At 61.0% G+C, this 18,632-nt stretch carries 16 protein-coding genes and 1 pseudogene; 6 read left to right on the top strand and 11 right to left on the bottom strand.

Translation table 11 applies throughout. The features are described 5' to 3' along the window. Nucleotides 1-87 precede the first annotated feature (87 nt). The 5 genes and pseudogenes from EGM97_RS17605 to EGM97_RS17585 form a co-directional block, all read right to left on the bottom strand. Complete coding sequence (locus EGM97_RS17605) at nucleotides 88-1,275, bottom strand: pyridoxal phosphate-dependent aminotransferase (protein ID WP_238961829.1); 1,188 nt, start codon at nucleotides 1,273-1,275, stop codon at nucleotides 88-90. Nucleotides 1,276-1,316: 41 nt separating this feature from the next. Then, entirely contained in the window at nucleotides 1,317-2,180 is an 864-nt protein-coding gene (locus EGM97_RS17600; protein ID WP_477788827.1) for a methyl-accepting chemotaxis protein, read from the bottom strand. After that, nucleotides 2,175-2,942 (bottom strand): annotated as a pseudogene (locus EGM97_RS17595) (MCP four helix bundle domain-containing protein); the annotation flags it as partial. The gene EGM97_RS17600 and the pseudogene EGM97_RS17595, both read right to left, overlap by 6 nt. A gap of 163 nt (nucleotides 2,943-3,105) precedes the next feature. Then, nucleotides 3,106-4,242, bottom strand: a complete 1,137-nt coding sequence (locus EGM97_RS17590) for a glycerate kinase (RefSeq protein ID WP_238961827.1) — start codon at nucleotides 4,240-4,242, stop codon at nucleotides 3,106-3,108. A gap of 209 nt (nucleotides 4,243-4,451) precedes the next feature. Further along, nucleotides 4,452-5,567: a sugar diacid recognition domain-containing protein gene (locus EGM97_RS17585; RefSeq protein ID WP_238961826.1), complete on the bottom strand. Its 1,116-nt coding sequence runs from the start codon at nucleotides 5,565-5,567 to the stop codon at nucleotides 4,452-4,454. Between the two features lie 160 nt (nucleotides 5,568-5,727). On the opposite strand from EGM97_RS17585, the gene EGM97_RS17580 reads away from it, so the two are divergent. From EGM97_RS17580 to rarD, 3 genes are all read left to right on the top strand, one after another. Next, a complete protein-coding gene (locus EGM97_RS17580) occupies nucleotides 5,728-7,038 on the top strand; it encodes an MFS transporter (RefSeq protein ID WP_238961825.1) in 1,311 nt (436 codons plus the stop codon). A gap of 189 nt (nucleotides 7,039-7,227) precedes the next feature. Next, the gene (locus EGM97_RS17575; RefSeq protein WP_238961824.1) at nucleotides 7,228-8,241 is read left to right on the top strand and encodes an aldo/keto reductase; all 1,014 of its coding nucleotides are present in this window, start codon (nucleotides 7,228-7,230) and stop codon (nucleotides 8,239-8,241) included. Nucleotides 8,242-8,360: 119 nt separating this feature from the next. Beyond that, a complete protein-coding gene (gene rarD / locus EGM97_RS17570) occupies nucleotides 8,361-9,245 on the top strand; it encodes an EamA family transporter RarD (protein WP_238961823.1) in 885 nt (294 codons plus the stop codon). Between the two features lie 87 nt (nucleotides 9,246-9,332). Here rarD and hppD read toward each other — a convergent pair whose 3' ends face one another. Both hppD and EGM97_RS17560 read right to left on the bottom strand, forming a co-directional pair. Continuing rightward, nucleotides 9,333-10,409, bottom strand: a complete 1,077-nt coding sequence (gene hppD / locus EGM97_RS17565; protein WP_238961822.1) for a 4-hydroxyphenylpyruvate dioxygenase — start codon at nucleotides 10,407-10,409, stop codon at nucleotides 9,333-9,335. 248 nt (nucleotides 10,410-10,657) lie between these two features. Continuing rightward, the gene (locus tag EGM97_RS17560; protein ID WP_238961821.1) at nucleotides 10,658-11,602 is read right to left on the bottom strand and encodes a DMT family transporter; all 945 of its coding nucleotides are present in this window, start codon (nucleotides 11,600-11,602) and stop codon (nucleotides 10,658-10,660) included. A gap of 83 nt (nucleotides 11,603-11,685) precedes the next feature. On the opposite strand from EGM97_RS17560, the gene EGM97_RS17555 reads away from it, so the two are divergent. Together EGM97_RS17555 and EGM97_RS17550 are read left to right on the top strand one after the other, a co-directional pair. After that, entirely contained in the window at nucleotides 11,686-12,549 is an 864-nt protein-coding gene (locus EGM97_RS17555; protein ID WP_238961820.1) for a LysR family transcriptional regulator, read from the top strand. Nucleotides 12,550-12,871: 322 nt separating this feature from the next. Continuing rightward, nucleotides 12,872-13,240, top strand: a complete 369-nt coding sequence (locus EGM97_RS17550; RefSeq protein ID WP_238961819.1) for a histone-like nucleoid-structuring protein, MvaT/MvaU family — start codon at nucleotides 12,872-12,874, stop codon at nucleotides 13,238-13,240. A gap of 91 nt (nucleotides 13,241-13,331) precedes the next feature. Here EGM97_RS17550 and EGM97_RS17545 read toward each other — a convergent pair whose 3' ends face one another. After that, nucleotides 13,332-13,868 carry a DUF4946 domain-containing protein gene (locus tag EGM97_RS17545; RefSeq protein WP_238961818.1) on the bottom strand — a complete coding sequence of 179 codons (537 nt, stop codon included), beginning with the start codon at nucleotides 13,866-13,868 and terminating at the stop codon, nucleotides 13,332-13,334. A 181-nt stretch (nucleotides 13,869-14,049) separates the two neighbouring features. Here EGM97_RS17545 and gloA point away from each other — a divergent pair, with 181 nt between their 5' ends. Continuing rightward, the gene (gene gloA / locus EGM97_RS17540) at nucleotides 14,050-14,571 is read left to right on the top strand and encodes a lactoylglutathione lyase (protein ID WP_238961817.1); all 522 of its coding nucleotides are present in this window, start codon (nucleotides 14,050-14,052) and stop codon (nucleotides 14,569-14,571) included. 184 nt (nucleotides 14,572-14,755) lie between these two features. On the opposite strand, the gene ahpF is transcribed toward gloA, so the two are convergent. From ahpF to gorA, 3 genes are all read right to left on the bottom strand, one after another. Next, the gene (ahpF, locus tag EGM97_RS17535; RefSeq protein WP_238961816.1) at nucleotides 14,756-16,318 is read right to left on the bottom strand and encodes an alkyl hydroperoxide reductase subunit F; all 1,563 of its coding nucleotides are present in this window, start codon (nucleotides 16,316-16,318) and stop codon (nucleotides 14,756-14,758) included. Nucleotides 16,319-16,441: 123 nt separating this feature from the next. Next, entirely contained in the window at nucleotides 16,442-17,005 is a 564-nt protein-coding gene (ahpC, locus tag EGM97_RS17530) for an alkyl hydroperoxide reductase subunit C (protein WP_238961815.1), read from the bottom strand. Nucleotides 17,006-17,234: 229 nt separating this feature from the next. Next, entirely contained in the window at nucleotides 17,235-18,590 is a 1,356-nt protein-coding gene (gorA, locus tag EGM97_RS17525) for a glutathione-disulfide reductase (RefSeq protein ID WP_238961814.1), read from the bottom strand. Between the last annotated feature and the right edge of the window lie 42 nt (nucleotides 18,591-18,632).

Here is an 18,632-nt window from a genome sequence, read left to right as displayed (position 1 = left end):
ACGGTGAAACGCAGACATTGAAATCACCCAAATCATTGTGGGAGCGAGCCTGCTCGCGATGAGACCTTCAAGTCAGGCACCGTCCCCTCAGGCTAGACGCTGCCGCAACACGCCCTTCGCGCACAAGACGATCCGTTGGCAAGCATCTGTCAGCTTCAGTCGATCGATCACCAACCCGATCCGAATATGCCCCGCCACGCTGGGCCCGAACGCCTCACCGGCCAACACCGACACCCCATAGCCGTCCAGCAGGCGCTCGGCAAAAGCCTGGGCGTCGAGCCCCGTCTGGCGCACGTCGACCATCACGAACATGCCGCCGTCGGGCCGCACCGGCCTGAGGCCTGGACAGTCATCGAGCATGGCGCACACCAGATCCCTGCGCCGACGATACTCTTCGCGCATCTGCGTCACTTCAGGCAGATCCGCCTCCAGCGCGACCTGGGCGGCGCGCTGCACGAAATCCGGCAGACCGAACAGCATGCACAACGACAGATTCGCCAAGTGTTCTGCGAGAAGTTCGGGCCCGATAACCCAACCGATGCGCCAGCCGGTCATGGCGTGGGACTTGGACAGGCTGTTGATGGTCGCGGTGCGTTCGGCCATGCCCGGCAGGCTGGCCGGGCTGATGTGCGTGCCTTCGTACAACAGGTCGCTGTAGACCTCATCGCTGATCAGCCACAGATCATGCGCGATGCACAACTGCGTCAGTTCTTGCCAAATGCGCAGCGGCAAGCTGACGCCGGAAGGGTTGTTGGGACTGTTGAGCAGCAGCGCGCGGGTCCGAGAATTGACCCGCCGGGCCACATCGGCCGGATCGACCCGAAAGCCGTTTTCCGGACGCACCGGCACGGGCACGACCTTCGCCCCACAAGCGCCGAATACCGCTTCGTAGGTGACGTACATCGGCTCTGCGACGATCACCTCGTCACCGGGATCGAGCAAGCATTGCGCGACCGCATACACGCCGCACTGCGCCCCCGGTAGCACCGTGACGTGGGCGGCCTCCACGGCTTGACCGCTACGCTGGCGATGGCGCCGGGCAATGCTCTGGCGCAGCCCATGCAGCCCGCGAATGTCGGAATAATGCGTGTCTCCGGCCCGCAGGCTATCCACGGCGGCGTCGACAATAGTGCGCGGCGTGTCGAAGTCCGGATCGCCCACCGACAACAGCAACACCTCCTTGCCCTGCTCTCGCATGGCTAGCGCCCGGTCGTGTATTCCCCAGGCAGCGGCACCGTCGCCGGTGATGCGTTGGGTCAAGGCTGAATAGCGCATGCATGTCTCCTGATTGCGCGGTGTCCAACCTCAACCCTATCTCAAATCACAAACCGCGCCACCATCGCATTCAACGCCACCGCCAGGCGCGACAGTTCATGGGTGGCGTCGCTGGTCTGCTGCGCGCCCGATGCCGATTGGGTGGCAAGGTCGCGGATGTTCACCAGGTTGCGATCCACTTCACGGGACACCTGGGCCTGTTCTTCCGAAGCGCTGGCGATCACCAGGTTGCGCTCGTTGATCTGGTGGATCGACTGGGTGATCTGCTCCAGGGCGACGCCGGCGGCGCGGGCCATTTCCAGGGTGCTTTGGGTACGTTGATTGCTCTGTTGCATCGAGTGCACGGCCTCGCCGGTACCGTTCTGGATGCCGGCAACCATTTTTTCGATTTCCTGGGTCGATTGCGCGGTGCGATGGGCCAGGGCCCGGACTTCATCGGCCACCACCGCGAAACCGCGTCCGGCTTCCCCGGCGCGGGCGGCTTCGATGGCGGCGTTGAGGGCCAGCAGGTTGGTCTGCTCGGCAATGGCGCGGATCACGTCCAGTACCTTGCCGATGTCACGGCCCTGGACCGCCAGGCCTTCGATCATCGAGGCGGTGGCTTGCACGTCGTGGGTCATGGTCTGGATTGCCTCGACCGTTTCCACCACCCGGCTGCGTCCTTCCTGGGCGGCCTGGGTCGACTGGTTCGAGGCCTCGGAGGTGGACACGGCGTTGCGGGCAACCTCCTCCACGGCGGCGGTCATTTCGTTGACCGCCGTGGCGGCTTGTTCGATTTCGTTGTGCTGGCGTTGCAGGCCACGGGAAGACTCCTGGGTCACCGCGCTCAGCTCTTCGGCCGCCGTCCCCAGTTGGGTGGCTGAGCCGGCGATCTGCTCGATCGTCTTGCGCAAGCTGCTCTGCATGTCCGCCAGGGCCTTGAGCAACCGGGCGGGTTCATCCTTGCCATCGTCCGAGATGACCTGCACCAGATTCCCGCCGGCAATGGTCCGGGCGGCTTCCAGTGCACGGTTGATCGGCGCGACGATGCTGCGGGTCAACAACAGCGCCAGCACCACGGTCGCCAGCGCCGCAACGATAGAGACCACGATGATGCCCATCAGGGCGCTGTCATAGTGCTCGCCGGCCCTGGCCGACGCCTCGCTGGCGCCCGCCACGTTGATCGCGATGAGTTTGTTGAGTTGTTCGCCCATCAGATCGGTGCCTTCCTTGATCCGCGTGTTGATGTGGGCGCGCAGCTCATCCATTTTGTTTTGCCGCGAGAGGTCGAGCATCTCTTTCTGCGCTTGCAGGTACTTTTCCAGCGTCGCGGAAAAGGTCTTGTACAGCTCGGTTTCCTCCGGCGTGGCCGGCAACGCGGCGTAGCTGTTGTTAGCCTTGTGCAGTTTATCCACCAGCACGCCAATGCGGGTCTCGGCTTCTGCCAGGCTGGCCGGGTCCCGGTTCACCAGAATTCGAAACGAGAGGATGCGCATGCGCAGGGCGCTTTCCAGCACACTGGCGAGGTGGGCGACGCTGGGAACTTGGGTCTGCTCCATGTCCAGCGAGGCCTGGCGGATCACGGACATGCGACTGGCGGCGAATACGCCGAGGCACACCACCAGCAATGCAATGAAAGCAAAGCCGAGGAAAGCACGGGGCGCGATATTCAGGCGACGTAAGGACATGGGAAGACCTCGGGGTTGGGTCGAGCGTCCATGCCGGAAAACGCATTGGTTAGCAGGTTTTGTAAATGCGCTTAATCCGTTATCGGCCGGGGTTGAGTCTCTTTACAGGGGAGCGCAAAAAAATTTCCGTAGAAGATCCCTGGTCACTGTGACAGCAAGGTCGTTATTGCGCGGCTACTCGCCAGAGCCGTGCGATATCCCGGGCACGCTCGCCCAGCAGACGCGACGCGTCGGCGCAGGCCTCTTGCAGCGTCATCGGCCCGTTGACCAGCGCAAAGGCTGCATCGATGCCATGCTCGTACAACGCCGGGTATCCCTCTCCCAGCGTACCGGCGATGACCACCACCGGTACGCCGTGCCGGCGGGCGATACGCGCCACGCCAAACGGGGTCTTGCCACGCAGGGTCTGGGCGTCGAAACGGCCTTCGCCGGTGATTACCAGATCGGCACCTTCGATCGCCTCGGCCAGTCCGGTCAACTGGGCAACGACGTCCACGCCCGTGCGAAATTGTGCCCCCAGGAAGGCCTTGGCCGCGAAGCCCAGGCCTCCGGCGGCGCCGCTACCCGGTTCATCGCGCACATCTTTTTTCAACGCTTGGGCGCAGTGCCCGGCGTAGTGCGCCAGGGCTCGGTCCAGTGCATGCACTTGCTCGGGGGAGGCACCCTTCTGCGGTCCGAAAATCGCTGAAGCGCCGTGGGGTCCGCACAGTGGATTATCGACATCGGCGGCGATTTCGAAACTGACCCGGGCCAGGCGCGGGTCCAGGCCGCCAAGGTCGATGCGCGACAGGTTCGCCAAAGCCAGGCCTCCAGGGGCCAGTGGTTGGTCTTGTTCGTCCAGCAACGCCACGCCCAGGGCTTGCATCGCACCGGCACCGCCATCATTGGTGGCACTGCCGCCGATCGCCAGGATGACCCGTATGGCCCCTTCATCCAGCGCCGCGCGGATCAGCTCGCCGGTGCCATAGGTACTGCTGGAACAGGCATCGCGCTGCCCCGGCGGCACCAGTTGCAAACCACTGGCCTCGGCCATCTCGATGATCGCGGTGCGGCTGTCGGCCAACCAGCCCCAACGCGCCTCGACGGCAGCGCCCAAGGGACCGCGGACCCGGCTACGGCGCCACTCGCCGTTGCAGGCAGCCAGCACCGACTCCACCGTCCCCTCCCCGCCATCGGCCATCGGACACTTGACCAATTGGGCATCCGGCCAGACCTGGGCCAGCCCGAGCGCAATGGCATCGGCCACGCCCTGGGCGCTGAGGCTGTCCTTGAACGAGTCGGGGGCGATGATTATTTTCATAGTGTTCTCCGGTTCCGATGCCCAGCATGCTGCCAGCTGACCGCAGCCGTGACGCCGGTCCGCCGCACAAAAGACACCGGGCATTATTGTTCAATTTCACAAAGATGGGTTTGGCAGGGATTGGGTTGGGGCTCATCGCGAGCAGGCGAAAAAATTCATGCTCACGGCAAATCCAAAATGTGGGAGCGAGCCTGCTCGCTCCCACAGGGTTATCCCTCTGCTTGGGGCAATAGCTGCACGCCCAGGTACAACGCCAGCATCCCATCCAGCCGCAGCGGGTCCACGCCACTGAGTTCGGCGATGCGCTCCATGCGATAGCGCAGGCTGTTGCGGTGAATGCCCAGAGCGTCGGCGCAGGCCTGGCTCTGGCCGTCGTGTTCGCACCAGCAGCGCAGCGTGGCGAGCAGTTGGCCGTTGCTGTCCTTGGCGATGACCTTGCGCAACGGGGTCAGCAACTCGTCCAGGGCATCGTCGCTGCGATGGCGCCAGAGCATGACGGGCAGGCGATAGCGGTTGAGGACAAGCAGGCGATGGTGCGGCAACACATCCCGCCCGTAGGCCAGCAAATCCCCGACCCGCCGGTAGCAGCGACGCAGGCCCGCCAGCCCTTCGGCCTGGCCACCCACCGCCACCCGCAGGATGTTCCAGCCCAATCCGTCCAGCTTGCCCAGCAGCCGCTCGTTGTCCACCGACGCACTGACCGGCCGGCACCAGAGCAACGACGATTTGGACGAGGTGAGGCACCAACTGTCGGGATAGCGGGACATCAGCCAGGCACTCAGCGCCTCGACGGTCTGCCCCGGCCCATGCTCGAGACCCAACTCGAACAGATAAGGCACCCGCGACAAGTGCGGCTTGAGGTCCATCTGCTGTGCCTCATCCAGCAAGCGTGGCGAATCCCCGCTGTCCCCCAGGAGCAACGCCAACAGGTCATCACAACGCTGGCGGCGCCATTGCTGTTCGGCCTGCTGGTTGCGCTGGCCCAGCAGCATTTCGGCCGTCATGCGTACCAGTTCGGCGTAGGTGCGCAACTGCTCCGGCTCGCCGGTGATCCCCAGCACACCGATGAGCCGCTGGTCGAGCATCAGCGGCAGGTTGATTCCCGGCTGTACGCCCTTAAGATGCTTCGCCGTATGGGCGTCGATTTCCACCACCCGTCCATTGGCCAATACCAGTTGCGCGCCCTCGTGACGGGTATTGATCCGCTCGCGCTCGCCACTGCCCAGGATCAGGCCCTGGTTGTCCATGACATTGACGTTGTAAGGCAGGATCGCCATCGCCCGGTCGACGATGTCTTGCGCCAGGTCGTGATCGAGTTCGAACATGCACGGTGTTCCTTGCAAGGTGATTGGTCAGGCGCACAGGGTCCACGCTCAAACCCTGTGCTCAGGCACAAAGACACGGGGCCTTGGGCTGGCCGAGACTCAAGGGGCGGCCAACGTTACCCCCTTGGCTCGCAAAAATCATAATAAAGAGAGACTCGCCATGTCCCAGAGCGCAGCAGCCGTCCTGGCTACTCCAGACGAAAAGAACATCGTCTACAAACGCATTACCCTGCGTTTGATTCCCTTCATCTTCATCTGCTACCTGTTCAATTACCTCGACCGGGTCAACGTCGGCTTCGCCAAGCTGCAGATGCTCGACGCGCTGAAGTTCAGCGAAAGCGTATATGGCCTCGGCGCCGGCATCTTTTTCATCGGCTACGTGCTGTGCGGTGTGCCGAGCAACCTGGCCCTGACCCGGTTCGGCCCGCGGCGCTGGATCGCGCTGATGATGATCACCTGGGGCACGCTGTCCACCTGCCTGTTGTTCGTCACGACGCCCACCCAGTTCTATACCTTGCGACTGTTCACCGGCGCGGCTGAAGCCGGCTTCTTCCCGGGCGTGGTGCTGTACCTCTCGCAATGGTTCCCGACGTTCCGGCGTGGCCGCATCATGGCGTTGTTCATGTCAGCCATCCCGGTGTCCGGTCTGCTGGGCAGCCCGTTCTCCGGCTGGATCCTCAACCACTTCGCTGCCGGCCAGGGTGGCCTCGCGGGCTGGCAATGGATGTTCCTGCTGCAGGGTATCCCGACGGTCGTCCTCGGCGCACTGGCATTCTTCCTGCTCAGCGACACCTTCGCCAACGCCAAATGGCTGACCGCCGAGGAGCGCGCCGTGCTCACCGCCGACCACGCCGAAGACCTGGCGAACAAACCGAAAACCACCAGCGACTCCTTGCTGGCCGTGTTCAGGAACCCGGCGATCTGGGCGTTCGGCCTGGTCTACTTCTGCATCCAGAGCGGGGTCTATGCGATCAACTTCTGGCTGCCGTCAATCATCAAGAACCTGGGCTTCAGCGATAACCTGGTGATCGGCTGGCTGAGTGCGATTCCTTATCTACTGGCGGCGCTTTTCATGTTGCTGGTGGGTCGCTCGGCAGACCTGCGCAAGGAGCGCCGCTGGCACTTGGTGGTGCCGATGCTGATGGGTGCGGCCGGGCTGCTGATCGCGGTCAATTTCGCCAGCACCCCGGCCATTGCCATTGTCGGCCTGTCCATCGCCACCATGGGCGCCCTCACCGGCCTGCCGATGTTCTGGCCGGTGCCCACCGCCCTGCTCAGCGCGGGCGCGGCGGCCGGCGGACTGGCGCTGATCAACTCCATGGGGCAGATGGCGGGCTTCCTCAGCCCGTACCTGGTGGGCTGGGTGAAGGACGCCACCGGTTCGACCGATGCGGCGTTGTATTTGCTGGCAGGGGTGATTGTCTGCGGCAGCGTGCTGGCGTTACGCATGACCCGTACCCTGCGGACCTGACGCAACGCCCCTGTGGAGCGAACCTGCTCGCGATGGCACCGACTCAGTCGACCTTGATATTGGCTCCACCGCTATCGCGAGCAGGCTCGCTCCCACAAAGTGATTTGCGGCGTTTGATAAATCCGTTTGATCCACGCGGTGGTTCTGGGGTTTGATTGGGCCTTTCCCATCGATGAAAAGGATCTTGTCATGAGCTACCGCACGCTTGGCCACTCCGGGTTGCAAGTCTCGACCCTGACCTTGGGCACCATGATGTTCGGCGAACAGACCAGCACCGAGGATTCGCTGCGGATCATCGACAAGGCCTGGGACCAGGGCGTCAATTTCATTGACACCGCGGACGTCTACACCAACGGTCGCTCCGAAGAGATCGTTGGCGAGGCGATTGCCAGTCGCCGCCAGGAATGGGTACTCGCCACCAAGGTCGGCTTCGGCCCGGCGGACGGCGTGCCCAACCGCAGCGGCCTGAGCCGCAAGCACATCTTCAATGGCATCGACGCCAGCCTGACCCGCCTGGGCACCGATTACCTGGACATCTATTACCTGCACCGCGAAGACCACAACACGCCGTTGCACGTCACCGTGTCGGCCATTGGCGACCTGATTCGCCAAGGCAAGATTCGTTATTGGGGCCTGTCGAACTACCGTGGCTGGCGCATCGCCGAGGTGATCCGGATCGCCGACAGCCTGGGCATCGATCGCCCGGTGATCAGCCAGCCTTTGTACAACATCGTCAACCGCCAGGCGGAAACCGAGCAGATCACCGCCGCGCAGAACTACGGGCTGGGCGTGGTGCCTTTCAGTCCCCTCGCCCGTGGCGTCCTCAGCGGCAAGTACGCACCGGATGTAGCACCGGACGCCAACAGCCGCGCCGGTCGCCAGGACAAGCGCATCCTGGAAACCGAATGGCGGGTCGAATCCCTGCGCATTGCCCAGCAGATCCAGCAATACACCCAGGACCGCGGCGTGGGCATCGTCGAGTTCGCCATCGCCTGGGTGCTGAACAACCGCGCCGTCACTTCGGCCATTGTCGGGCCACGCACCGAGGAACAGTGGGATGCGTACACCAAGGCGCAGGCGGTAACGATCACGGCGGAAGATGAAGCCTTTATCGATTCACTGGTCACACCGGGACATGCCTCGACACCCGGGTTCAATGATGTGGGGCATTTCGTGTCGGGACGTGTGCCGCGTTCGTCATAAGCCAATATGAACTGAACCTCTGTGGCGAGGGGCTGCTTCGCAGCCCAGCGGGGCGGTGCGACGTTTCGCTAAATCCCCTCGCCACAACGTGCTGATTGCTCGGCCCCAAGAGAATCCAAGTGTCCAAAGGCATCGCTCTATCGGTCACAGCCTCCGCGCTGTTTGCCGTCATGTACTACTACACTTCGCTACTCGCGCCATTGACTGGCGTGGAAATCTTCGGTTGGCGCATGCTGCTGACGATGCCCTGCATGACGGTGTTCATGTGGGCGGCAAAGGAATGGGGACTCGTCACCCGACTTGCCCGGCGACTGATCGCCACGCCGCGCCTGCTGCTCGGCGCAATGGTTTCCTCGTTGCTGATGGGGTTGCAGTTGTGGTTGTTCATGTGGGCGCCGCTCAACGGCTATAGCCTGGATGTGTCGCTGGGGTATTTCCTGTTGCCGCTGGCGATGGTCCTGACCGGCCGCATCGTCTATGGCGAACGACTTTCTCGTTTCCAGAAAATCGCCGTCTCCTTCGCCACCCTTGGCGTACTCAATGAGTTGTACCGCATGGGTGGCTTGTCCTGGGCGACGTTGCTGGTCGTGGTGGGTTATCCGATTTACTTCATCCTGCGCAAACGTCTTGGAACCGACAACCTGGGCGGGCTCTGGCTGGACATGACCCTGATCCTGCCGCTGGCGCTCTGGTTCGTGCTCAGCGGCGGACAGGGCTTTGCCGTTTTTGACCAGCAGCCGTGGTTGTCGGTGCTAATCCCGTTGCTCGGCGTGATCAGCACGTCGGCCCTGGTGACCTACATCATTGCCAGCCGGTTGTTGTCGTTCAGCCTGTTCGGGTTGTTGAGTTATGTCGAACCGGTGTTGCTGCTGGGGGTTGCTTTGCTATTGGGCGAAAGCATCCAGGCCGGCGAATGGTTGACCTACATCCCCATCTGGATGGCGGTAGCGGTGCTGGTGCTCGAAGGGTTCCGGCATCTGATGCGTCAACGGCGTCGGTCCTGAAGCCACCCGCTCCCACAGGGGGCTTGCATTGGTAATAAAAAGCCCGCCCGACATCACTGCCGGGCGGGCTTTTTCAGGGTGCAGGCATTATTCGGTAGCCAGCACACCCCGACGCACCTGATCCCGCTCGATGGACTCGAACAACGCCTTGAAGTTGCCTTCACCGAAGCCATCATCGCCCTTGCGCTGGATAAACTCGAAGAACACCGGCCCCATCAGGGTTTCCGAGAAAATCTGCAGCAGCAGACGCTTGTCGTCAGGGTTGGATGAGCCGTCCAGCAGGATGCCCCGCGATTGCAGCTCAGCGACCGGTTCGCCATGGTTCGGCAGGCGGCCTTCGAGCATTTCGTAGTAAGTGTCCGGCGGCGCGGTCATGAAACGCATGCCGATCTTCTTCAGCGCGTCCCAGGTCTTGACCAGATCGTCGGTCAGGAAGGCCACATGCTGGATGCCCTCTCCGTTGAACTGCATCAGGAACTCTTCGATCTGCCCGGCACCCTTGGACGACTCTTCATTCAGCGGGATACGGATCATGCCGTCCGGGGCGGTCATCGCCTTGGACGTCAGGCCGGTGTATTCACCCTTGATGTCGAAGTAGCGGATCTCGCGGAAGTTGAACAACTTCTCATAGAAGTTAGCCCAATAAGCCATGCGGCCGCGATACACGTTGTGGGTCAGGTGATCGATGATTTTCAGGCCAGCACCCACCGGATGACGGTCGACACCTTCGAGGAACACAAAATCGATATCGTAAATCGAGCTGCCTTCGCCAAAGCGGTCGATCAGGTACAGCGGCGCACCGCCGATGCCCTTGATCGCCGGCAGGTTCAGCTCCATCGGGCCGGTTTCGATGTGGATCGGCTGGGCGCCAAGCTCCAGGGCACGTTTGTAGGCCAGTTGCGAGTCCTTGACGCGAAACGCCATGCCGCACACAGACGGGCCATGCTCGGCCGCGAAGTAGGACGCCACGCTGTGGGGTTCGTTGTTGAGGATCAGGTTGATCGCGCCCTGGCGATACAGGTGAACGTCCTTGGAACGGTGCGTCGCCACCTTGGTGAAGCCCATGATCTCGAAGATCGGCTCCAGGGTGTTGGGTGTCGGGGATGCGAACTCAATGAACTCGAAGCCCATCAGGCCCATTGGGTTTTCGTATAGATCTGCCATGTCGGCGCCTCATCATGCTTGTCAATTAACGGAACGTTAGTGGCTGGCGATGCTGAGGGCACAAGGTGGCGCGCAGGAGATACCGCGAACGCTGCGGGCGAGGAAATCGCCATAGATCAGTTGTAACCCGAGTATCTTCATTGTCGACCCAAGGCTCTTGCGGGCGAGGCTTCTGCTGCCAGAAGACGTTATTCTTATATGCGTAAACCGATTCTACACAGCGTAACCTGATTTGTCCGCCTTGCGTATCAAATCGCCTTTTGCGTCGATCGTGCAAGGGGCTTGTTGCACAGGAAAATGCCCGCCAGGATCAGCCCTCCCCCCAGCCCCATCAGCGTCGTGAGCCGTTCGTCCAGCAGCAAAGCCCCCAATAGCACAGCGGTCAGCGGGTTGAGCGCAATGAACACACCGCAGCGGGTTGCACCAATCCGACGAATCCCGTCGTACCAGGCTATGTAGGCCAGGGCCGAGCCCAACACACCGAGGTAGAGCAGACTGAGCCATTGGCGGGCATCCAGTCCGCCCAAGGGTTCGAATTGAGCCTCGCCGGCGGCCATGCAAGCCAACCACAGCATCGCCGTGCCCAACAGAATCGACCAAGTGACAGTCTGTAACGGGCCGAGGCTGTCGTTCAGGCCCCTGGAAAACAGCGAATAAATGCCCCATCCCAGCACGCAGCCGAAAATCAACAAGTCGCCCCTCCAGCCTTGCGCGGTGCTCTGAAGCAAGGATGGATCACGGCTGATGATCACCAGCGCAGCCCCGCCGATGCACAGCCCGATGCCCAGGACTTTCCACCGTCCCAGCCGCTCCTTGAACAAGCCCCAGGACGCCAGGCCGATGACTGCAGGGTTCAAGGCCACGATCAGCGAAGCGCGCGACGCCTGGACGTATTGCAAGCCATAGAAAAAACACAGGTTATAGAAAAGGATGCCGAAAAACCCCAGGACGGCCAGTTGCAGCACCTGTCTCAGGGTGGGCCTGACCAGGGGAATCCTGGCCAGGCCCAGAAACAGCAGCAGCGCGATACTGGCCAACGAAAAGCGCAGGCTGGCGGCCAGCAAGGGTTCCAGAACGCCAGACAGAATCCTGCCGGCCACAAACGTACCGCCCCAGACCATGGTGACCATGGACAGTTTCAGGTACACCGGCACATCCGACGAGGTCGGGACAACGTGTTCAAGGGTCTTCATGGTTCACCACATCCGTTCAATCGACTACCGATATGGCGTATTCTCCGACTCATGTTCGATAATCGTAAAATGAGTAAATACTCATGACACTCACCCAGCTCGAAATTTTCTCCCTGGTGGCCGAACTGCGAGGGTTCACCGCTGCGGCGATGCGACTGGGCATCAGCCAGTCAGCGGTGTCCCATGCCATCAAATCGTTGGAGCAAGAGCTGGGTGTCGAACTGCTCAGGCGCCATCAATCGGCAGTGGAGCTCAGTGACATTGGTCAACAGCTGCTGTTACGGGCACGGGCCATGCTCGGGCTGGCCAACACGCTGCGCCAGGAAGCCGCCGATGCCCAAGGCATGCGCCGAGGCACCTTGCGCATCGGCTCGTTTGGCCCGACTTCGTCAATGAAATTGCTGCCGCCCCTCCTGCAGCGCTATCGCGCCCTGCATCCGGGGATTGAGGTACACATCGACGAAGGGCCGGACCGCCAGGTCATCCAATGGCTGGACGAGCGACGGATCGACGTCGGTTTCGTGGTACTGCCCGAAGAGCGTTTCGATACGGTCGCGCTGATGGAGGACCAAATGGTGGCCCTCCTTCCGGCCGCCCACCCCCTCGCCGCCCAGCCAGGCCTGTCCCTCAAGGAACTGTGTCACGACCCTTTCGTACTCACCGAGGCTGGGTCCTCGGAGCTGGTCACCCGCCTGTTCAACGCCGCGAAACTTACGCCCAACGTGCGTTACCGCTGTTCGCAACTGCTCAGCACGCTGCATGTCGTTGGCCGAGGCGACGCCGTGTCCGTGGTCTCCGAAGGATCGCTGCCAGCGGGCGAACGTCCAGGTTTCGTGGTGCGCCCCCTGATGCCCCGGGTCCGGCGCCAGATCGGCCTGGCAGTGCTGGATAGCCGCCAGATTTCGCCCGCTACCCGGGCGTTCATCGACCTGGCTCGCCCGGCCTGAGTGCCTCTGCCGCGCGCAGGTGATAACGCAACGCAATTAAGAGACTGTCGGCCGGCAACTTCACAGCGAACTATCTATTGCCTGGTAGTTGCTCGTACATTTGGGCCAGCGTGCCTGCCAGGATTCAAATTGAGGAAAACGTTTGCCATTGTTACATGACGAAAAAGTTGCGATTTACACTCTCCGGTTTAACTACTACAATTTTTCTACCTGTGCTGATTGGCAAGGGGGAAACATTTATCACCGGGTCGCGTCAAGGCGCTTGGCTTATAGCTTTGTTTGCGGTTGGTATCAGCCACCTATTTGATTGGAGTAACGATAATTGTCCAGACTCGCTGAATTTCGTAAAGCCGAAAAAGACCTTCAAGCCCAGCTCAAACAGCTGGAAATGCTGAAGAACGACGCCGGCCTCAAGAAAGAAATCGAATTCGAAGAAAAGCTCCAGGGACTGATGAAAACCTATGGCAAGAGCTTGCGCGACATCATTGCGATTCTTGATCCGGGTCCGTCCAAGGCAGGTGTGGCATCGGCCAGGAAGACGCCCAAGACACGCCGTGCCCGCGTGGTGAAGGTCTACCAGAACCCGCACACCGGTGAACTGATCGAAACCAAAGGCGGCAACCATCGCGGCCTGAAAGCCTGGAAAGAAAAGTACGGCGCCGAGACCGTTGATTCCTGGGTACGTACCTGACATCCAGCCTTGAATAAAAAAGCCCTGATCATCGGGGCTTTTTTATGGATTTGAACTTTTGGATTAACTCCTGAGTATCGGACGGCCAGGCTTATAGTTTCAGGCTATTTCGTACCGACTGTATTTCACCATCGCTGTCGACAATCGCCTGCGCCTGCCCGGCATAGGACAATACATAAGCTCGCCCGGCATATAGTGCAGCAACCAGCGTCTGAGACAACACATGCCGGCCATTCTGCGTGATGGTGCAAGTGGTTTCCAGGGCGGTGACGCCACCCAGGAGGGAAGCATGGATCTTATTGCAGACACTTTGATAACCACCCTGGAAAAAATCTTTCTGGACTGACTTGCGCATTTCCAGCAACACGCCTTGCAAGTTGACTTGATGATCCGGCTCCACGGGCGTTGCGGTCAGTTCCATGACCAATAATGCATTCCCCGCGGCATCGCTTTTGGTCCCACGCTGACGTGTCGTCCCCTGGCCGGCTGTGGTGGCGGAAGCATCGGAAGGCAACGATTCGATGACCCAACCTTGGGGCCATACGACCTGCGGTTCGGCCGCCCAGACCTCGGCACTCGCAACGAAGGCAAACGGCAGGACAAACAGCGAAAGGAGCGGTCGAATCATCAGGTTGCACTCAAGGACGGATTGGCAAGTCTGAAGCCGACCGCAAACCCAGGCAATAGCCACCTGCGGTTTGGCGTGGCCGCGTCCCTTGCGTATCATGCTGCAAGCCATTCAGCGCAGCCCGAGAACCGTCGCGACAAGCTCTGCGACGCCGTCTGCCTCATTTCTTTCCGGAGGGCCCATGAGCCTGCACGAACTCAATACTTTTCCGGGTGTCACCGCCCAACCCGATGCCGCCACTCACAACTTCGTGTTCAACCACACCATGCTGCGGGTCAAGGACATCACCAAGTCCCTGGACTTCTATACCCGTGTCCTGGGGTTCTCGCTGGTGGAAAAACGCGACTTCCCGGAAGCCGAATTCAGCCTGTATTTCCTGGCCCTGGTGGACAAGCGCCAGATCCCGGAAGACGCCGCGGCCCGCACCGAATGGATGAAATCGATCCCCGGCATCCTGGAGCTCACCCATAACCACGGCACCGAAAACGACCCGTCGTTCGCCTACCACAATGGCAACACCGACCCACGAGGGTTCGGACACATCTGCATCTCGGTACCAGACGTCGTCGCGGCCTGCGAACGCTTCGAAGCACTGGGCTGTGATTTCCAGAAACGCCTGAGCGACGGTCGCATGAAAAGCCTGGCGTTCATCAAGGACCCGGATGGCTACTGGGTGGAAATCATCCAGCCTGCGCCGCTCTGAAGCCTGCCAAAGCCCCTGTGGGAGCGAGCCTGCTCGCGATAGCGGTCTGCTAATCAACTATTTACTGCCTGATCTGACGCCATCGCGAGCAGGCTCGCTCCCACAGGGTTCGGTAGTGAATGTAGACGCTCAATAAAAAACCCCATGAGCCAGGCCCATGGGGTTTTTTCCCGCTTTCGGCGTTTTATGCCGGCGCGGAGGTGCGGATCAAGTGGTCGAAGGCACTCAGCGAGGCCTTGGCGCCCTCACCTACGGCGATCACGATCTGTTTGTACGGCACGGTGGTCACGTCACCGGCGGCGAACACACCCGGGATCGAGGTTTCCCCCCGGGCATCGACAACGATCTCGCCACGCGGCGACAGCTCGACGGTGCCCTTGAGCCAATCGGTGTTGGGCAACAGGCCGATCTGCACGAAGATACCTTCCAGCGCTACATCACGCACTTCGCCGCTTGGACGGTCCTTGTAGCGCAAGCCATTGACCTTCTGACCATCACCGGTCACTTCGGTGGTCTGGGCATTGGTAATCACGGTCACGTTCGGCAAGCTGTGCAGTTTGCGCTGCAAGACCGCGTCGGCACGCAGTTGCACATCGAACTCCAGCAAGGTGACGTGAGCCACGATACCGGCCAGGTCAATGGCCGCTTCGACACCCGAGTTGCCGCCGCCGATTACCGCCACGCGTTTGCCCTTGAACAGCGGGCCGTCGCAATGTGGGCAGTACGCCACGCCCTTGTTGCGGTACTGCTGCTCACCCGGCACGTTCATTTCGCGCCAGCGGGCACCGGTCGCCAGGATGACGGTCTTGGCCTTGAGGCTGGCACCACTGGCGAAGCGGACTTCGTGCAGTGCGCCGTCCTTGCCCGGTACCAAAGCATCGGCGCGTTGCAGGTTCATGATGTCAACGTCGTACTGTTTGACGTGTTCTTCCAGGGCGACGGCCAATTTGGGGCCTTCGGTTTCCTGAACCGAGATGAAGTTTTCGATGGCCATGGTGTCCAGCACCTGACCGCCAAAGCGTTCGGCCGCCACACCGGTGCGGATGCCTTTACGGGCGGCGTAGATCGCCGCCGACGCACCGGCCGGACCACCGCCGACCACCAGCACATCGAAGGCATCCTTGGCGCTGATCTTCTCGGCCTGGCGCTCGATGCCGCTGGTGTCGATCTTGGCGAGGATTTCCTCCAGGCCCATGCGACCCTGGCCAAAGTTCTCGCCATTCAAGTAGATGCTTGGCACCGCCATGATCTGGCGCTCGTCGACCTCGGCCTGGAACAGCGCGCCGTCGATGGCGACATGGCGGATGTTCGGGTTCAGCACCGCCATCAGGTTCAGCGCCTGGACCACGTCCGGGCAGTTCTGGCATGACAGCGAGAAATAAGTCTCGAAGTTGAACTCACCCTTGAGGGCGCGGATCTGTTCAAGGACTTCGACACTGGCTTTCGAAGGGTGGCCGCCGACTTGCAGCAAGGCCAGCACCAGCGAAGTGAATTCGTGCCCCATGGGAATGCCGGCGAAACGCAGGCTGATATCGGCTCCCGGGCGGTTCAACGAAAACGACGGCTTGCGCGCATCGGTGCCGTTGTCGAGCAAGGTAATCTGGCTGGAAAGACTGGCAACGTCTTTGAGTAACGCGAGCATTTCCTGGGATTTCGCACCGTCGTCGAGGGAGGCAACGATCTCGATCGGCTGGGTGACCCGTTCCAGATATGACTTCAACTGAGCTTTAAGATTGGCGTCCAACATACGGGCGATTTCCATTTTTGAATTTCAGAAAAAACAACGCCCGAGCGAATCTCGCCCGGGCGTTTTTTGTGGGCGGTGCGGCTTGCTTAAGTGCGGATGACCGCCCTCAAAGGACTCACGGTCTTAGATCTTGCCAACCAGGTCCAGGGACGGAGCCAGAGTGGCCTCGCCTTCTTTCCACTTGGCTGGGCAGACTTCACCTGGGTGAGCGGCAACGTATTGAGCAGCCTTGATCTTGCGCAGCAGTTCGGAAGCGTCACGGCCTACACCGCCGTCGTTGATTTCGACGATCTTGATCTGGCCTTCAGGGTTGATCACGAAGGTACCGCGGTCAGCCAGGCCGACTTCTTCGATCAGTACGTCGAAGTTGCGGGAAATCACGTGGGTCGGGTCGCCAATCATGGTGTACTGGATCTTGCCGATGGCTGGCGAAGTGTTGTGCCAGGCAGCGTGGGCAAAATGAGTGTCGGTGGACACGCTGTAGATCTCGACGCCCAGCTTCTGGAATTCGGCGTAGTTGTCGGCCAGGTCTTCCAGTTCGGTCGGGCAAACGAAGGTGAAGTCAGCCGGGTAGAAGAACACCACGGACCACTTGCCTTTCAGATCGGCGTCCGACACTTCGACGAAGTTGCCGTTTTTGTAAGCGGTAGCGGTGAACGGTTTAACTTGGCTGTTGATGGTAGGCATCGGTGTTTCTCCGTCAGGGTTGAAAGTTGATGGAGTGAAGCTTACCCACTCGTTCCCATGCTGGCTCATTGGCAAAGCTCATGCGAATGATTGGTTTTGGCTATCAGGATCTCTATAGATAGAAGAATCCAAGCATAGATGCTGCCGATGGCCACGCTTGCCCAATCACGCGTCAGGGTGACGCGGATCAAGAAAACATGGCCTTCAGCCGTTGGAGCGCGCCATTGCCTCAGGCGGTGGGGGTACGCATGGTGACGAATTCTTCGGCAGCGGTCGGATGGACGCCGATGGTTTCGTCGAAATCGCGCTTGGTGGCGCCGGCCTTGAGGGCGATGGCCAGCCCCTGGACGATTTCCCCTGCATCCGGGCCGACCATGTGGCAACCCAGCACCTTGTCGGTACGGGCATCCACCACCAGTTTCATCAGCGTGCGTTCCTGGCAGTCGGTGAGGCTCAGCTTCATCGGCCGGAAGCGGCTTTCAAAAATTTGCACCTCGTACCCCTCTTCCCGTGCCTGTTCTTCGGTCAGACCCACCGTGCCGATGTTGGGCAGGCTGAACACGGCGGTGGGAATCATCCGGTAATCCACCAGGCGGTACTGCTCGGGCTTGTACAGCCGTCGCGCCACTGCCATGCCTTCGGCCAGGGCCACGGGCGTGAGTTGCACACGACCGATCACGTCGCCGATGGCCAGGATGGACGGTTCCTGGGTTTCATACTTTTCGTTGACCTGGACAAAGCCTTTTTCGTCCAGCGTGACCGCGGTGTTCTCCAGACCGAGGTTGTCGAGCATCGGTCGCCGGCCGGTGGCATAGAACACGCAATCGGTGGACAGGAGGCGACCGTCCTTGAGGGTCACCTGCAGGCTGCCGTCAGCCTGTTTATCGATGCGCTGAATATCGGCGTTGAACTGCAGCTCCAGCCCGCGCCGTGTCAGTTCCTCGGCCAAGTGCTTGCGGACCGCGCCGTCGAAGCCCCGCAGGAACAGCTCGCCGCGGTACAACAACGATGTCTGCGCGCCCATTCCATGGAAAATTCCCGCAAACTCCACTGCTATGTAGCCGCCGCCCACCACCAGCACGCGCTTGGGCAATTCCTTGAGGAAAAAAGCCTCGTTGGAACTGATGGCATGTTCGCGCCCCGGTATATCTGGAATCACCGGCCAGCCCCCAGTGGCAATCAGGATATGTTCGGCGGTGTGACGCTGGCCGTTGATCTCGATTTCATGAGGACCGGTTACCTTCGCGTGGCCCTCATGCAGGGTCACCCCGCTGTTGACCAGCAGGTTGCGATAGATGCCGTTGAGGCGGTTGATTTCCTGATTCTTGTTGGCGATCAGCGTAGCCCAGTCGAAACTCGCCTCGCCCGCAGACCAGCCATAGGCCGATGCCTGTTCGAAATCCTCGGCGTAATGAGCGCCATAGACCAGCAACTTCTTGGGCACGCAACCCACGTTAACGCACGTACCGCCCAAGTAGCGGCTTTCCGCCACGGCCACCCTGGCGCCAAAACCGGCAGCGAACCGCGCAGCCCGCACGCCGCCGGAACCAGCGCCAATTACATACAAGTCAAAATCGTAGGCCATTACTCTCTCCTTTGGCAGGCCATCAGCATACCCGTAGTTCGT

This window comes from Pseudomonas sp. AF32 (assembly GCF_022342325.2).
Classification (GTDB): domain Bacteria; phylum Pseudomonadota; class Gammaproteobacteria; order Pseudomonadales; family Pseudomonadaceae; genus Aquipseudomonas; species Aquipseudomonas uvaldensis.
This window is presented reverse-complemented; position numbering and strand designations above follow the sequence as displayed.

Coding starts and splice junctions, on each gene's coding strand:
- EGM97_RS17560 (WP_238961821.1), bottom strand. CDS start 11,602: ATGAAGACCCTTGAACACGTTGTCCCGACCTCGTCGGATGTGCCGGTG.
- EGM97_RS17590 (WP_238961827.1), bottom strand. CDS start 4,242: ATGAAAATAATCATCGCCCCCGACTCGTTCAAGGACAGCCTCAGCGCC.
- EGM97_RS17580 (WP_238961825.1), top strand. CDS start 5,728: ATGTCCCAGAGCGCAGCAGCCGTCCTGGCTACTCCAGACGAAAAGAAC.
- EGM97_RS17585 (WP_238961826.1), bottom strand. CDS start 5,567: ATGTTCGAACTCGATCACGACCTGGCGCAAGACATCGTCGACCGGGCG.
- gorA (WP_238961814.1), bottom strand. CDS start 18,590: ATGGCCTACGATTTTGACTTGTATGTAATTGGCGCTGGTTCCGGCGGC.
- hppD (WP_238961822.1), bottom strand. CDS start 10,409: ATGGCAGATCTATACGAAAACCCAATGGGCCTGATGGGCTTCGAGTTC.
- EGM97_RS17575 (WP_238961824.1), top strand. CDS start 7,228: ATGAGCTACCGCACGCTTGGCCACTCCGGGTTGCAAGTCTCGACCCTG.
- EGM97_RS17600 (WP_477788827.1), bottom strand. CDS start 2,180: ATGCAGAGCAGCTTGCGCAAGACGATCGAGCAGATCGCCGGCTCAGCC.
- ahpC (WP_238961815.1), bottom strand. CDS start 17,005: ATGCCTACCATCAACAGCCAAGTTAAACCGTTCACCGCTACCGCTTAC.
- gloA (WP_238961817.1), top strand. CDS start 14,050: ATGAGCCTGCACGAACTCAATACTTTTCCGGGTGTCACCGCCCAACCC.
- EGM97_RS17555 (WP_238961820.1), top strand. CDS start 11,686: ATGACACTCACCCAGCTCGAAATTTTCTCCCTGGTGGCCGAACTGCGA.
- EGM97_RS17605 (WP_238961829.1), bottom strand. CDS start 1,275: ATGCGCTATTCAGCCTTGACCCAACGCATCACCGGCGACGGTGCCGCT.
- ahpF (WP_238961816.1), bottom strand. CDS start 16,318: ATGTTGGACGCCAATCTTAAAGCTCAGTTGAAGTCATATCTGGAACGG.
- EGM97_RS17545 (WP_238961818.1), bottom strand. CDS start 13,868: ATGATTCGACCGCTCCTTTCGCTGTTTGTCCTGCCGTTTGCCTTCGTT.